Here is a 13906-nt window from a genome sequence, read left to right on the forward strand (position 1 = left end):
GCGCCGCGGCCCCCCGAGCCGCGGCGTCGGCTACCCCTCCTCACCGCGGGCCCGGGTGATCACCTCCTCCAGGCGCAGCGGGCTGGCCGGGTGGTGGGACAGGCACAGCGGCGTCGCCACCTGCCGGAACCCGAACGCCTCCCCCGCCACGTAGAACTGGGCGCGCTCCAAGCGTGAGATGTCCGCGACCGGGCTTCCCTTGGCCCGGGCCAGCTCGTTGGCCGCCGCGATCTGGGCCGGGCTGTTCAGGCGGCCGAAGAACTGCGTCATCGCGTTGCCGACCACCTGGTTGTGCAGCCCCTTGGGCGCCTGGGTGGCGAACAGCAGGCCCAAGCCGTACTTGCGGGCCTGCGAGGCGAGGACGATCGTGCTGCGCGTGCTCGCCGTGAGGGTGCCCGACGCCGCCATCGTCTGGGCTTCGTCCATCACGAACAGCGCGCCCAGCGGCCGGTCGCCCGCCGGGTTGCGCTTGACCCACGCGAACAGCTCCATCTGCAGCTGGTTGACGAAGTTCTGCCGCTGCTCGTCGGCCTGCAGGCCGACGAAGCTGATCACCGACACCCGGGCCCGCTTGCCGGCGGCCGGCGTGAGCAGCACACCCGGGTCCACCGGTTCGCCGCCGCCCGCGAACAGCGGGTCGTTGACCATCGCCGCCTTCAGCACCTCGGCCAGCCCGGCCGCGATGCGCGGGGCGTCGTTGAGGTTGCTGACGTCCTCGGGCAGCTCGGTCAGCATCTCGATCAGCGCGGGCAGGCTGCGCGACCCGGTCCGCGCGTGCCGGACGACCGCCTGGCGCAGCACCGCCAGGCCGATGTTCGTCTTCGCCGTGCTCCCGGTCAGCCGGGCCTGCGGCGCCAGTGTCGCGACGGCCACCTCGACCGCCGCCCCGAACTCGTCGGAGTCGTCGAGGACGCCGGCGAAGTCCGGCAGGGGTTGGAACGCGAGCGGCCGCCCGGTCGCCCGACCCGGTGTCCAGACGACGACGTCGGTTTCGGCCAGGTACCTCTTCGCGAGCTGAGCGTCATCGGGCCCCCAACCGTCGGGCGGCGTGGGCCAGGCGTCCCCGAGCCGCGCGAGGTCGTTGTTCGGGTCCAGGACGATCGCGGAGACCCCTTGCAGAGCACACTCCTCGATGATCCGCCTGAGCAGCACGGTCTTCCCCGAACCGGACCCGGCGAAGACGGCGGCGTGCTTGCGCAGCGCGGAGAGCCCGACCCGCACGGGCTCCCCCGAGCCGACAACGGTCCCGAGGGTGATCTCCCCTTCAGCGGCCACCGCCACCTCCGCCGGCGGCGGATGAGTCCCTTCGGCAGGCTGCCCCGACGGCTTCTCCGGCAGCACCGCGGAAAGCAGATCCGACCGGCTCGCGGGCCGCCGGTCGATCAGCCACTCGTGCAGCTCACGGCCGCCGGTGCCGAGCATCTTCTGCAACGCCCAGAAAGTCCGGACGTCGGCCAGGCTCGGCGGGACCGTCTTGCCGCCCGCGGTGGTGAACTTCTCGACCTCTTCCCGCGTCTTGGCGCCGCGCCCCCAGGCGTCCCGGAGGATGACGAGATGACGGTTGTCCGCTCCCTGGAGCTGTCCCGCCGCGGAACGGGCCTTGCGGAACCGGCTCAGCGCAGCGCGGGGATCCCGGGCCGCGATCGCCCGGAACGCCCAGTGCTCCTGCAGGTCCGCGGCCTCGTCGAGGGTCCGGGAGAGCCAGGCGTGCACTTCGCTGCGCCCGTTCTGGCGCTCACACGACCACTCCAGGTCATCATCACCGACTTCGGTGACCCAGCAGCGCAAAGCGGCGGAGAGGAGCTCGGGCATCACCTTGTCGACGGTCTTCTCCGCGAGCAGCTTCTCGGGCTCCGCTTCCGCCTGCAGCTTCTCGAACTCAGTGTCGAGGTCGGCGAACCGGTCGTGCTCGACCGCGGTCCGCACCACCGGAGCGATCGGCACGACCACCTTCTCATCGAAGGAGGTGAGCTCCTGAACCTGCCCGGCGCGCAGGCAGAGTTCGATGTGCGCACCGATGCGCTTCAGCAGCTGCCGCGGAGTCCACTGTTCCCAGGGTTCGGCGAACGCGACGGGCGCGACGGGCCAGGTCGGGTGCGGCGGCGTGAACTCCATGGCCTGGTAGGCGACTCCGAGCCGCTTCGCCACCAGTGCCCGGCCGACTTCCGGGTCGAGGATCCGGCCGAGCGTGACCGACTCGCGGAAGCGGTCCGGGACGGTGCCGGCCGCCTTTCGCCTGAGCTGGTCCCACGTCGCGGGCAGGCAGGCCACCACGGTCAAGGTCTTTTGCGTGATTTCCCGCAGTCCCATGAGGCCGTCCGCGATCTGCGCCACGAGCACATCGTCTTCGTCGTCGTCCCCCACCTCCCGGGTGAGTTTCGTCGACCGCGCGACGAGCGTGTCGAGCTGGTCGACAGCGATCACGACCGGTCCGGTCAGGGCGAGCAGACGCGTGATCTCCCGTACGAGAACACGGGCGGGCTTCGGCCGTGAGTAGATGTTCCACTGCCGGGCCTCCGGCGTGAGCTGCTCGTCGCCGTCGAGGAAGTCGTCACCGATGTATTTGGCACCGCGGTCCTTGCTGGCGATGAGCACGAGGGCGCGCGCAGTATCCCCGCATTCGTCCGCAACCGTCGCGTTGAGGGACTCCACTCCCTCGATGAACGCCTCGACGTCGTCCACGGTCAGGTCGCGCCCGCGCCGGATCCTTGCCTCCACATCGGCATCGACATGGGCTCGCAGGCATACGCGCAACAAGAACCTCTTCAGCTGCGACTCGCCCGAATCGTCCGAGCGAGCCAGCCCATGGCGCAGTGCCTCGGCCGTGTTCTCCCAGAACGCGTCGGCAGCAGTGACGTCGTCGAGGAAGAAGTACCCCCGTGCGCGGTGCACCTGACGCCGGACGAGGCCCAGCAGGTGGGTCTTGCCCACCCCCTTGAGTCCGCGCAGGACCAGACCGATCGGGCTGGGGCCGTCACTGATCTTGGCGTCGCGGATGCCCGTGTCGAGCGCGGCGAGGGCATCGGCGTGCAGGCCGTCGACGTGGTACGGCGAGTCCAGCCAGACGTGGTCAGGGGTGTCCGCCCAGTCGAAGCTCAGCGTCGCCAGTGCCTTGAGCTCGTCCATCACAGGGCCTCGATCGAGAGCAGGTGGTTGTCCTCACCGCCGATGCGGATCGCCGCCTCGTGGTCGGCCGCGGTGAGCGCCTTGCGGTTGTCCTCCGGGACGAGGTGTACCTTGCCCGCGCTGCTCAGTTTCTTCAGCACGGCGTCGACCTCCGCCGCGGGCGCGCCGAGCTTCAGGCGCAGGTCCACCAGCCCGACCCAACCGCGCGGTTCCCGCACGAGCTCGCGATACGCGATGCGGATGCGGGTCTCGAGGTCTTCGGCCGTCGCCGGTTCGGCCGTCGCGGGTTCGATCAGGCCCGCCGGGGTGAAGACATCGGCCAGCCGCAACTTCCGGCTGCGCAGGAACCCGTCGAAACCGCCCAGCACCACGTAGAGCGCCGAGCAGAGGGTGCTCAGCGGCCGGGGCGGCGGAGGAGTCCCCTCTCCGATCTCCTTCTCACACCACGCCCATCCGCTGTCGGTCAGCTGGTGGACGAACGTACGGCCGACCTTTTCGCTCGCGATGTACCCGCTGTCGTTGAGCTGCGTGCGTTCCTTGCCGGTGAGGGTGAAGCCCACCAGCTCCTTCAGCTCCGGGTTGGGCACCTCCCGGCCCAGCACCATCAGCGTGAACATCGCCGCGGTCTGCTTGTGTCCCAAGCGATCGGTCATCCGAGATCCTTCCGGTGGTTCGGCTTCGTCGTGGTCTGTGCGCGGGCCTCGAGGGTCCGCAGGAGCCAGTCGATCGACTGGCGGACTCTCGGCGGGGCCGCGTGGTGGTCGCGGCCGTCCGGGAAGCGGGGTTTCACCGCCACGGCGAGGTCCATCGTCAGGTCGCGGGTCCGTTCGCTGTCGCCACCGCCGACAGCTGCCTGCAGGGCCGTGACCAGCTCGTCGACCAGGTCCCAGCGGGACGGGCGCAGCCGCGATCCGCGGGCCTGGCCGAGGACCGAGGCCAGGTCGGGCTCGTCGTCCGCGTCGACGAGCGGGGTGAACCCCTTCAGCTGGCCGGCCAGGTCGCGGGCGACCCCGTCCAGGCCGCGCGCGCCACCGAGCCGCAGGTAGCGGAGATTGCCGACGTAGCCCGGCAGCCCGGCCGCGTCGGTGCCCGCCGTGAGCACCGGGATCACCCGGCGGTCCTGGCCGAGCGTGCGGTGCAGGAACAGCTCGACCTCGGCCGCCTGCCAGCGGCTCACCTTGCCGTCGACGAGCAGGCACAGGTGCCGGGCGTCGTCTTCGGTCCGGGCGAGCAGGGACCGGTCGCCGGAAAGGGACTTCACCACCCGGACGCCCTGTCTCTTCAGGGCGGTGACCAGGTCGTCCGCCGTGCCGACCAGCGGGCGCGGGATGCTGACGCGCAGTTCGTGCTTGAACTCCTGCCGGCTCGCCCGCACGGCGGCCACGTAGGCGTCGCGGTTCTCGGCCAGCAGGTCGGTGCGGTCGAGCCGGCACGCGATCACCGCCGCGACCGTCTCCAGCGCGAACCCGATCTGGTCCGCGCTCGGCGTCTTCTCCGACAGCACCGGCAGCTGCTCGCCGAAACTCCAGTACGACACGTAGGGCAGCGTGAGGTGGCGGGACATCGTCTCCGGCTCGACCGCCTGGTCGAGCCAAGTCCGGTACAGCTCGGCCGTCTCGTCGATGACGATGCGGCGCCACGACTCCGACCGGTCGTACTCCTCCCGGTTGTCGAACCGCGACAGGACCGGCAGGACGGTCAGCCGCGCGCGGTCGAACGGCAGGAGGTTGCGCGCCGCGTCGGCGCGCCGGGCCGCCTCCATCGCGCCGAGGATGCTCTGCCGGTTCGCGGTGAACAGCAGAACGAGGTGGTCCGGCAGCTGCGCCGTGCAGATCCCGCCGATGTCGGAGATCCCGGTGCGGCTGTCGATGAGGACGAAGTCGTAGCGTGCGACCCACTGCTCACGGCACTTCTCGAGGTATTCGCCGAACCCGTCGTCGTACAGACTGTCCCAGTCGATCTCCTGCACCTGCTCGACGTAGCCGGGCTCGTCGCGGCCGGCCGCGACGAAGTCGAGGACACCGACGTCCGTCAGCCGCTGGACGTGCGCCTCCGGTGCGAACCGGCCGTGCCGGAAGTCCTCGACGAGGTCGACCACACCGCTGCTCGGCCGGGCGGCCAGCCGCGGCCGGAAGTAGTCGCTGAGGCCGGGGGCCTCGAGGTCCCAGTCCAGGCAGAGCACGCGGTGGCCCCACCGGGCGAGCAGCACGGCGATGTTGGCCAGCGTGAAGCTCCGGCCGACCCCGCCCTTGTAGGAGTAGAAGGTGAAGATCGTTCCCGGCATCGGTCAGAACCTCGGCCTTCGTGCCCGCGTCGGCGGTTCCGCGTCCGGGGTCCGCACCGGGAAGTCGTCCCGCCACTCCGGCGCTCGCTCGATGAGCTCCTCCAGCTCGGCGGCGATCTGCTTGATCTGCTGGTTGAAGTCGAGGTAGGCCGGCGCGGTCTGGAAGTGTTCGAACGGGTGGTTCCACTGCTGCAGGTCACGCGGCCGCCGGGCGTGGGCCCAGTCGGGGAAGTGCTGGGAGTCGCAGAAGATCACCGGGTAGATCAGGTGCTGCCCGAGTGCCTCGCGCTCCGCCATCGAATACCACTCGGCCAGGCACAGCTCGTCCCGGAAATACTTCGGGGAGCAGACCGGCACCAACACGCGAGAGCGCCGCAGGGCCGACTTCAGTTCCTCCGGCCAGCTCGACCCGGTGCGCACCTGGTCGTCGAAGAAAATCTTGACGTCGTCGAAGAGGTTGTTGTCGAGCACTTCGGACAAGCGCGGATGAAAGTGATGGCGAATCCACTCGGAGATATCGCTCGCGGTGCGCCGATAGCTGATGAAGACGTCGTACTCGTACACGCGTGACGCCGCCCCTTCACCGCTCCCACCAAGCGGAGCTCATCCTAGATCCGCCGGACACCGGTGAAGAAGACGGGAAAGCTGACAAACTCTGGACAATAACTGGCCACACCCGAAATCTCGCCGACAATGCTACCTTGACAAATCGAGAAGGCGCGGATACAAGTCGCGAAGCGTTTCCGGAATACCGATCTCGCGGATCGGTGAATCACCGACCGATCCCGAGGGGAACCCGATGTCCGACCGAGAAGTGCCCAGGGTGTTCGTCACCTACGCGCACGACACCCCGGAGCACAAAGCGCTCGTGGAAAAGTTCGCGACGTTCCTGCGCGGCGTCATCGGCTTGGACGTGCACCTCGACTCGTGGTACGACAACGTCCGTCGCGACTGGTCGCTCTGGGCCACCCAGCACCTGAGCGAAGCGGACTTCATCCTGGTCATCGCTTCCGCCGAGTACAAGCGCCGCGCCGATGGCACGGCGATGCCGCACGAGGGGCGGGGTTCCCAGTTCGAAGCGGCGATCATCCGGGACAACCTGACCCGTGACCTGCGCCGCGAGACCGAACGGGTGCTGCCCGTCGTCCTGCCGGGCCGCTCGGTCGACGAGATCCCGACCTTCCTGAACGGCCACTCGACGACGAGGTACCACGTCGGCTCGTTCACCGAGGCCGGCGTCGCCGAGCTCCTCGGGGCGATCACCGGGCAGGGGCAGTACCCGATGCCCCGCCGCGGGGTCTGGCGCGGCGGGGAGCGGGAACCGCAGCCGGTGCTCGCCGGCGAGCTGCCGTGGACCTGCGCCAGCCACGGCGTGCGACGCGGCCCGGCGTCGATCGGCGACGTGGAGTACGAGCACAGCATCGTCCTGCGGCCGACCACGCCGGCCGCCACCGGGCCGGGCTTCGTCGAACTGGACCTCGGTGGCCACTACCAGCGGTTCACCGCGGTCGCCGGCGTGCTCGACGACGCCCGGGATCCGTTCCAGGTCGGGCATTTCCGCGTGGTGCTCGACGGGAGACCACGGTCCGAACACGAGGTCGCGGCGGGAAAGCCGGCGGCGATCGACCTCGACGTCACCGGCGCCCGCCTGCTCCGGCTCGAGATGTCGCGGCCGGGTGTGACGGCGTCTCCCTTCGGCTCCGCGGCCGTCGTCGTCACCCGGCGGCGGGGACGGCCGCCGGAGCTTGCTCTCGGGGATCCGACCGTGACCTAAGGCGTGATGACCACCTTCAACGCCGAGTTGGCGGCCGCGTTGGCGAAGACCTCGTACGCCTCCTCCATCTGCGCGAACGTGAAGCGGTGGGTGCCCATGCGCTCGGCCGGGATGCGACCCGAGGACACCATCTTCAGCAGCGTCGGGATCGATACCGTGTCCACCAGGCCCATCGTCAGCGTCAGGTTCTGGATCCACATCTCCTGCATCGGCAGCTCGACCGGGACGCCGTGCACGCCGATGTTCGCGATGCGGCCGCCCGGGCGGACCAGCGAGGCCGCCGTCAGCAGCGTCTCCGGGTAGCCCACCGCTTCGATCGCCACGTCCACGCCCAGGCCGTCGGTCAAGCCCAGGACGTCCGAACGCGTGTCAGGGCCCGCTTCGAACGCGTCCGTCGCGCCGAACTCCAGGGCCTTCTCCAGGCGGAACTTGTTGGAGTCCACCGCGATCACCTTCGACGCGCCCCACAGGCCCGTGGTCAGGATCGCCGCCAGGCCGACCGCGCCGGCGCCGACGACCGCCACCGTGTCGCCCGGGCGGACGCGGCCGGCCAGGACGCCGACCTCGTAGCCGGTCGGCAGCGAGTCGGCCAGGAAGATCGCCTGCTCGTTGGTGACGTCGTCCGGGACCGCGTACAGCGACGTGTCCGCGAAGGGCACGCGCACCAGCTCCGCCTGCGTGCCGTCGATGAGGTGCCCGAAGATCCAGCCGATCCCGCCGACCGTCTGGCAGTGCGACGGCATCCCGCGCCCGCAATACTCGCAGCGCCCGCACTGGGTGATGGCCGGGACGAGCACCCGGTCGCCGACCGCGAACGCGCGGACCGCTTCCCCGACGGCGGTCACCGTGCCGACCGCTTCGTGCCCGAGGATCCGGCCGTCGGTGACCGCGGCGACGTCACCCTGCAGGATGTGCAGGTCGGTGCCGCAGATCGTGGTGGTGTCGACCCGCACGACCACGTCGGTCGGCTCCTGGACGGCGGCGTCCGGGACGTCTTCCCAAGCCTTCGCACCCGGACCGTGGTAGACCAGCGCCTTCATCGTCGCCTCCGTCGGCCGCCCGGCGCTGATGGCCGGGCCCGGCCGCCCTCGACGCTAGGACCGCGGCGGGCGCCCGGCTGTCGCAATTTGAGATTCAGGCATTGCGGGCCATGAACGTCCGAGCGTCCCCTTCGGAGGGGTCGACGAACACGATGTCGTCCGGCCGCCGCCGCGGGACGTCGATCGCCAGCACCACCAGGGGTTCCGCCGTGATCCGCGGGAAGCCGTGCACCTTCCGCCGTTCGAAGCAGAGGAACATCCCCGGCCGCGCCTCGAGCTCCTCGCCGTCGAGGTGGAACGTGCCGCCGCCGCTGAGCACGTAGAGGTGCTCGTCGCACTCCTCGTGGTAGTGCAGCGGAACCTCGCGGTAGATCCGGAAGATCCGCGCACTGGCCGACGGCTTGTCGACGAAGTACTTGTCCACCAGCATCGTCGTGGCGGTCGCGGGCAGGGCCGCCATTTCGGCGTGGACGTCGAAGACGCTCTGGCTGTTGTCGCTCTCCATGCCCGTCAAGCTAGCGAACCGGTCAGGCGGGGCCCAGCAACGCGATCGACGCCCGCACCGCGACCTCCGTGACGTCCCCCGCTCGACCGCCGTCCTCGACCGTGGTCGCGATCAGCTCTCGGAGGCCCCCCAGGAGCATGATCGCCAGCTGGCGGGAGGGCGGGCTGATCCCCGCCGCGCGCAACTCCGGTGTGTCCGTCAGCCTCTGCGTCATCGCGATGAACCCCTCCATCGCGTCGCGCTGCAAATCGCGGGCCGGGGCGCCCAGGGCCGGGACGTCGCGGATCCAGCTCAGCGTGATGGCCGGCTCGGACTCCGCGCACGCGATCCACGCCTCGATGGCCTGGCGCACCTGAAGCGCCCACGGCGCGCGCGGGTCCACCGCGTCGGAGATCTGCTGGATCATCGAACGGTTCGCGTCCGCCAGCAGCGCGATCAAGCACTCTTCGCGGCTGGAGAAGTGTTCGTAGAACGTCCGGCGGGACGTGCGCGCGCGGCGGACGACGTCCGCGACCGTCGTTTCGCGGAAGCCGTCCTCGGTGATCGACGCGGCCAGGCCGTCCAGCAGCCGCTGGCGGCGGGTGTCGACGTCCACGAAAGTCACGCTACCGCCCTCCTCTTGAAACGCGATGGTACACCGGCGTACCGTACCGACGGTACGCTCGCGTACCACCTCTCGGGAGAGTCGATGACGACCATGACAAGCGCGGTCACGCTGCCACCGGGACCGAGCGCGCCCCGCGCCGTCCAAGGCGCCTACGCGCTCACGCAACCGCTGCGAGGCATGCGCCGGCTCAAAGAGCGGTACGGGGACGCCTTCACGGTGAACGTCCCGATCTTCGGCCACGCCGTCGTGCTCAGCGACCCGGCCGAGATCAAGCAGCTCTTCACCTCCGGGCCCGACCTCGTCGACAACCTGGAGGTCAACCTCGGCCGGGTGCTCGGCCCCCACTCGATGTTCGCGCTGTCGGGCGACGAGCACAAAAGGCAGCGCAAGCTCCTCGTCCCACCCTTCCACGGCCGTCGGCTCGCCACGTACGAGAAGATCGTCGAAGAAGAAACCCTGCGTGAGCTGAAAAGCTGGCCGGACGGGGAAGCGTTCGCCACCCTGCCGTCGATGATGCGGATCACGCTCAACGCCATCCTCCGCGCGGTCTTCGGCGCCGAAGGGACCGAGTTCGCCGAGCTGCGCGCGCTGCTCCCGCCGTTCGTCACCCTCGGCTCCCGGCTGGCCCTCGCGCCGATCTCCAAGAAGGGCCGCTTCAACCCCTGGCGCCGCTTCGAACGGATGCGCCGCGAGTACGACGCGATCGTCGACCGGCTGATCGCCCAGGCCCGCCCGGACGGCGACGACGTCCTCGCGATGATGCTGCAGACCCGCTACGACGACGGCTCCGGGCTGAGCCGCGACGAGATCGCCGACCAGCTCCTCACCCTGCTCACGGCCGGGCACGAAACGACCGCGACGACGCTGGCCTGGGCCGTCGAACGCCTCCGCCGCCACCCCGCGCTGCTGGCGGAACTACGCGAAGACGACAGGAAGCTCCTCGAAGCCACGATCCTCGAGGTCCAGCGCACCCGCCCGGTCATCGATCTGACCGCCCGGCAGGTCAAGCAGGACGGCTACCAGCTCGGCCGCTGGACGCTGCCCAAGGGGTACGCGGTGCTCGTCAGCATCGCCCTGATCCACGATGACGACGCGGTCTTCCCGCGCGCGGCCACCTTCGACCCGCACCGCTTCGAAGGCGCGCGCCCGGACCTCTACCAGTGGATCCCGTTCGGCGGCGGCACGCGGCGCTGCCTCGGCGCCGCGTTCGCGACGATGGAGATGACCGTCGTCCTGCGGACCCTGCTGCGGGACTTCGATCTCGTGCCGACCGCCGAACGCGGCGAACGCTGGCACTCGCGGGGCGTCGCCTACGCCCCGGCCAAGGGCGGCCGCGCCATCGTGCGCCGCCGGAGCACCGGAGGAGATTCGTGACCGAAGAGATCGCCGACGCCGGCCGGGGCATTTCCCTGGCGTACGAACGGATCGGGGACCGCGGTGCCGAACCGCTGGTCCTCGTCGCCGGGCTGGGCCAGCAGCTGCACAGCTGGCCGGACGCCTTCTGCGCGCAGCTCGCCAAGCGGGGCTACGAGATCATCCGGTTCGACAACCGCGACGCCGGCCGCTCGACGCACCCGCGGTTCCGGCCGGTGAGCCTGCCCGCGATGTTCGCCGGCCGCTTCCCGCCGGAGCAGTACGACCTGAAGGACATGGCCGCCGACACTGTCGGGCTGCTCGACGCTCTCGACCTCGAGACCGTCCACATCGCCGGTGTGTCGATGGGCGGCATGATCTCCCAGACGGTGGCGGCGCTGCACCCGGCGCGCGTCCGGACGCTGACGTCGATCATGTCGACGACCGGGTCCCGTCTCCTCGGCCGCCCGGCTCTCTCGACGTTGCGGCTGATGGGCGCGAAGCCGCCGAAGTCCCGCGAAGAGGCCGTCGAAAGCGCCGTGAAGATGTTCCGGCACATCAGCTCGCACGGCTTCCCGTTCGACGAAGCCTGGGTGCGCGAAAAGGCCGGGACGGGCTGGGACCGTGACCCGACGGCGGGTGGTGTCGGGCGTCAGCTCGGCGCGATCCTCAAGTCCGGCAACCGGACGGCGTGGCTGCGGAAGATCACCGCACCCACGCTGGTGATCCACGGCGACCGCGACCGGATGGTCCACCCCACCGGCGGCTCCGCCACGGCCCGCGCGATCCCCGGCGCCCGCCTCGAAACCGTTCCCGGCATGGGCCACGACCTGCCCGCGGGCGCGTGGCCCGTCCTGCTCGACCTCATCGACAAGCACGTGAGGAGCAGCGATGTCACGGCCCCGTAGCATTGTCGGCCGCCCGGTGGTGATCACCGGCGCCGCGTCCGGCATCGGGCGCGCCCTGGCCACCCGGCTGTCCCGGCTCGGCGGGCCGGTCGCCCTCGCCGACGTCGACGCGGACGGGCTGAAGGCCACCGCGGCGGCGCTGCACGGCCGCGTGCTCACCCGGGTGCTCGACGTCCGCGACGCGGAAGACCAGCTCCGGTTCGCCGCCGAGGTGCGCGAGTGGCTCCCGGCCCCGCTGGCCGCAGTCTTCAACAACGCCGGCGTCGCGGTCACCTCGTCCGTGCTCGACGCGGTACCCGAGGACGACGACTGGCTGCACGACATCAACTTCCGCGGCGTGGTGCACGGGACCCGCGCGTTCCTGCCGATCCTCGCCGAGCAGGGCGAAGGCGCGATCGTCAACACCTCCAGCGTGTTCGGCCTGCTCGGGATGCCGTACCAGAGCGCCTACTGCGCGGCCAAGTTCGCCGTCCGCGGGTTCACCGAGTCGCTGCGGCAGGAGCTGCACGGCACCGCCGTCCGCGCGGTCACCGTCCACCCGGGCGGCATCACGACGAACATCGCGCGCAACGCCCGCGTCCGCCGCGACCCCACCGGGTTGGGCCGCAGCCGGGACGAGATGGCCGCGCAGTTCGAGGCCATGACCATGACGTCGCCGGACAAGGCGGCGGCGATCATCCACGCCGGCGTCGACCGCGGCAAGGCCCGGATCCTCGTCGGCCCGGACGCCTACCTGTTCGACGCGCTCGCCCGCGTCACCCCCACCCACTACAACGCCGTGCTGACGCGCCTGATGAGGCGCCCGCGGCGGACGGAGGCCGTGCGATGACCGAGCACGTCGAGGTCCTGATCGTCGGCGCCGGGCTGTCCGGCATCGGCGCGGCCCACCACCTGCGGACGGCGTTCCCCCGCAAGACGTACGCGATCCTCGAAGCCCGCGACGCCATCGGCGGCACCTGGGACCTGTTCCGCTACCCGGGCGTCCGGTCCGACTCGGACATGCAGACCCTCGGCTACCGGTTCCGGCCGTGGACCAGCGAGAAGGCCATCGCCGACGGCCCGTCGATCCTGCAGTACGTCCGGGACACCGCCACCGAGGCGGACATCGACCAGCACATCCGGTTCGGGCACAAGGTGGTCCGCGCCGAATGGTCCACAGAGGACGCACAGTGGACGGTCGAGGCGACCCACGATGGCGAGCCCGTTCGGTTCACCGCGAAGTTCCTCTACCTGTGCAGCGGCTACTACGACTACGCGGGTGGCCACACGCCGGAGTTCCCGGGTATCGAGGACTTCGGCGGCTCGGTCGTGCACCCGCAGCACTGGCCCGAGGACCTGGACTACACCGGCAAGAAGGTCGTCGTGATCGGCAGCGGCGCGACGGCCGTGACGCTGGTGCCGGCGATGGCCGACCGCGCCGAGCACGTGACGATGCTGCAGCGCTCCCCCACCTACATCCTTTCGCTGCCTTCGGAGGACGCGCTGGCCAACCGGCTGCGGAGCCTGCTCGGCCCGAAGCTCGCGTACCCGATCGCGCGGTGGAAGAACGTCGCGGTGAGCACGCTGATCTACCAGCTCAGCCGCCGCCGTCCGGGCGTCGTCAAGGCGATGATCCGCAAGGCCGCGATGAAGCAGCTGCCGCCCGGGTACGCCGTCGACACCCACTTCAAGCCGCGCTACCAGCCGTGGGACCAGCGGCTGTGCCTGGTGCCGGACGGTGACCTGTTCCGCTCGATCAAGCACGGGGACGCCTCGATCGTCACCGACCGGATCGCGTCGTTCACGAAGGACGGCATCCGCCTGGAGTCCGGCGACGAGCTGGCCGCGGACGTCGTCGTGACCGCCACCGGGCTGCGGCTGCTGGCCTTCGGCGGCATCGACCTGGCCGTCGACGGCGACCCCGTCAAGCTGCCGGAAACCATGGCGTACAAGGGGATGATGCTCAGCGGCGTGCCGAACTTCATCTTCACGATCGGCTACACGAACGCGTCCTGGACGCTGAAGGCCGACCTCGTCGGCGAGTACTTCGTCCGGCTGCTGCGCCACCTCGGCCGGAACGGGTACGACCAGTGCGTGCCGGTCAACGACGACCCGGCCGTCACCGAGCGGCCGCTGCTCGACTTCGACGCGGGCTACGTGCTGCGGGCGATCGACGAGTTCCCGAAGGCCGGCTCGCGGGCGCCGTGGACGCTGGGCATGAGCTACGCGCACGACGTCGTCAAGCTGCGGCACGGCCGGATCGACGACGGCGCGCTCCGCTTCTCGCGGCGGAAGGCGGGAGCGGGCAGACTGAGCGCATGACGCTCATT

The 13906-nt window shown here is 70.4% G+C and carries 12 protein-coding genes; 5 read left to right on the forward strand and 7 right to left on the reverse strand.

Annotation, left to right across the window (positions count from 1 at the left end):
• Positions 1-30: 30 nt before the first annotated feature.
• Genes AB0C38_RS34265 through AB0C38_RS34280 form a run of 4 tightly spaced genes read right to left on the reverse strand, consistent with a single transcriptional unit; the run spans position 31 to position 5974 of the window.
• Complete coding sequence (locus AB0C38_RS34265) at positions 31-3126, reverse strand: DUF87 domain-containing protein (RefSeq protein WP_360681541.1); 3096 nt, start codon at positions 3124-3126, stop codon at positions 31-33.
• Positions 3126-3779, reverse strand: coding sequence for a hypothetical protein (locus AB0C38_RS34270; protein WP_360681542.1), 654 nt, complete (start codon positions 3777-3779; stop codon positions 3126-3128). Before AB0C38_RS34270 ends, AB0C38_RS34265 begins: the two co-directional genes overlap by 1 nt.
• A complete protein-coding gene (locus AB0C38_RS34275) occupies positions 3776-5410 on the reverse strand; it encodes a CATRA system-associated protein (protein ID WP_360681543.1) in 1635 nt (544 codons plus the stop codon). The genes AB0C38_RS34270 and AB0C38_RS34275 overlap by 4 nt, the downstream gene beginning before the upstream one ends.
• Positions 5411-5413: 3 nt before the next feature.
• Positions 5414-5974 (reverse strand): toll/interleukin-1 receptor domain-containing protein, encoded by a 561-nt coding sequence (locus AB0C38_RS34280; RefSeq protein ID WP_360681544.1) that lies wholly within the window; start codon positions 5972-5974, stop codon positions 5414-5416.
• A 235-nt stretch (positions 5975-6209) separates the two neighbouring features.
• Here AB0C38_RS34280 and AB0C38_RS34285 point away from each other — a divergent pair, with 235 nt between their 5' ends.
• Positions 6210-7184, forward strand: coding sequence for an SEFIR domain-containing protein (locus AB0C38_RS34285; protein ID WP_360681546.1), 975 nt, complete (start codon positions 6210-6212; stop codon positions 7182-7184).
• Here the strand turns inward: AB0C38_RS34285 and AB0C38_RS34290 are convergent.
• From AB0C38_RS34290 to AB0C38_RS34300, 3 genes are all read right to left on the reverse strand, one after another.
• Positions 7181-8224 carry an alcohol dehydrogenase catalytic domain-containing protein gene (locus AB0C38_RS34290; protein WP_360681547.1) on the reverse strand — a complete coding sequence of 348 codons (1044 nt, stop codon included), beginning with the start codon at positions 8222-8224 and terminating at the stop codon, positions 7181-7183. The genes AB0C38_RS34285 and AB0C38_RS34290 overlap by 4 nt on opposite strands.
• 94 nt (positions 8225-8318) lie before the next feature.
• Positions 8319-8729, reverse strand: a complete 411-nt coding sequence (locus AB0C38_RS34295) for a cupin domain-containing protein (protein WP_360681549.1) — start codon at positions 8727-8729, stop codon at positions 8319-8321.
• 22 nt (positions 8730-8751) lie between these two features.
• The gene (locus AB0C38_RS34300) at positions 8752-9333 is read right to left on the reverse strand and encodes a helix-turn-helix domain-containing protein (protein ID WP_360681551.1); all 582 of its coding nucleotides are present in this window, start codon (positions 9331-9333) and stop codon (positions 8752-8754) included.
• Positions 9334-9417: 84 nt separating this feature from the next.
• Between AB0C38_RS34300 and AB0C38_RS34305 the strand changes: the two genes are divergently transcribed.
• Genes AB0C38_RS34305 through AB0C38_RS34320 form a run of 4 tightly spaced genes read left to right on the forward strand, consistent with a single transcriptional unit; the run spans position 9418 to position 13898 of the window.
• Positions 9418-10710, forward strand: coding sequence for a cytochrome P450 (locus tag AB0C38_RS34305; RefSeq protein ID WP_360681553.1), 1293 nt, complete (start codon positions 9418-9420; stop codon positions 10708-10710).
• Positions 10707-11597 (forward strand): alpha/beta hydrolase, encoded by an 891-nt coding sequence (locus tag AB0C38_RS34310; protein ID WP_360681555.1) that lies wholly within the window; start codon positions 10707-10709, stop codon positions 11595-11597. Before AB0C38_RS34305 ends, AB0C38_RS34310 begins: the two co-directional genes overlap by 4 nt.
• Positions 11581-12426: an SDR family NAD(P)-dependent oxidoreductase gene (locus AB0C38_RS34315; RefSeq protein ID WP_360681556.1), complete on the forward strand. Its 846-nt coding sequence runs from the start codon at positions 11581-11583 to the stop codon at positions 12424-12426. The genes AB0C38_RS34310 and AB0C38_RS34315 overlap by 17 nt, the downstream gene beginning before the upstream one ends.
• Entirely contained in the window at positions 12423-13898 is a 1476-nt protein-coding gene (locus tag AB0C38_RS34320; RefSeq protein ID WP_360681558.1) for an NAD(P)/FAD-dependent oxidoreductase, read from the forward strand. The genes AB0C38_RS34315 and AB0C38_RS34320 overlap by 4 nt, the downstream gene beginning before the upstream one ends.
• Positions 13899-13906: the final 8 nt, after the last annotated feature.

Origin of the sequence: Amycolatopsis sp. NPDC048633, assembly GCF_040650695.1 — a bacterium.
In the GTDB taxonomy this organism is placed as follows: Bacteria; Actinomycetota; Actinomycetes; order Mycobacteriales; family Pseudonocardiaceae; genus Amycolatopsis.